Annotated in this window: 1 protein-coding gene; it reads right to left on the bottom strand. The window is 44.2% G+C overall.

What is annotated here, in order from left to right; translation table 11 throughout:
- Positions 1-373: 373 nt before the first annotated feature.
- Positions 374-481: an ATP-binding protein gene (locus A6M21_RS19115; RefSeq protein ID WP_282434539.1), complete on the bottom strand. Its 108-nt coding sequence runs from the start codon at positions 479-481 to the stop codon at positions 374-376.
- Positions 482-502: the final 21 nt, after the last annotated feature.

The raw sequence follows: 502 nt of genomic DNA, 5'->3' as shown, positions 1-502 counted from the left end.
ACAAATGGGTCCACCCCATATTTGCTGGCCAACAGTTCTTAGTAACGGTAACAGAGTCTGGATATACTGGGACAGTTAATATTTATGCCAATTCATCGTCTAGTGATACTGGCTATTGGTGGATTCGCCACCCAAAAAGGATACCAGCCTGGTATCCTGAAAAATCATTTTCCTGATGATGCTATGGGGACCAGGTTGTCTTTTCAATAGCGCTATGTCTGACAGATCGTTTGTAATGTTAACGCAAAATTTTGTCACGACTTCATTTTCTCTTAAAAAAAGTTTAGGTGTAGCAAGGTAATGATCAGGTAAATAAAGCCAACATGCCTTTTGCAAAAAAGTAACCGGCTCACGTGGAGCCGGTTTTTGCATATCACCGTTTTGGGCTTTTGAGCCGGTATCCCTCACCGTTCATGTTCAGGACGGCCGAGCGGTGCACCAGCCTATCCACCAGTGCAGTCGCCATGATCTGGTCTCCTATGACTCGAGTTTGAAACTTTTC

It is taken from the genome of Desulfotomaculum copahuensis (assembly GCF_001655685.1).
GTDB classification, from domain to species: Bacteria; Bacillota; Desulfotomaculia; order Desulfotomaculales; family Desulfovirgulaceae; genus Desulfotomaculum_G; species Desulfotomaculum_G copahuensis.
The sequence above is the reverse complement of the archived record's forward strand: the minus strand, read 5'-3'. Positions and strand labels throughout refer to the sequence as shown.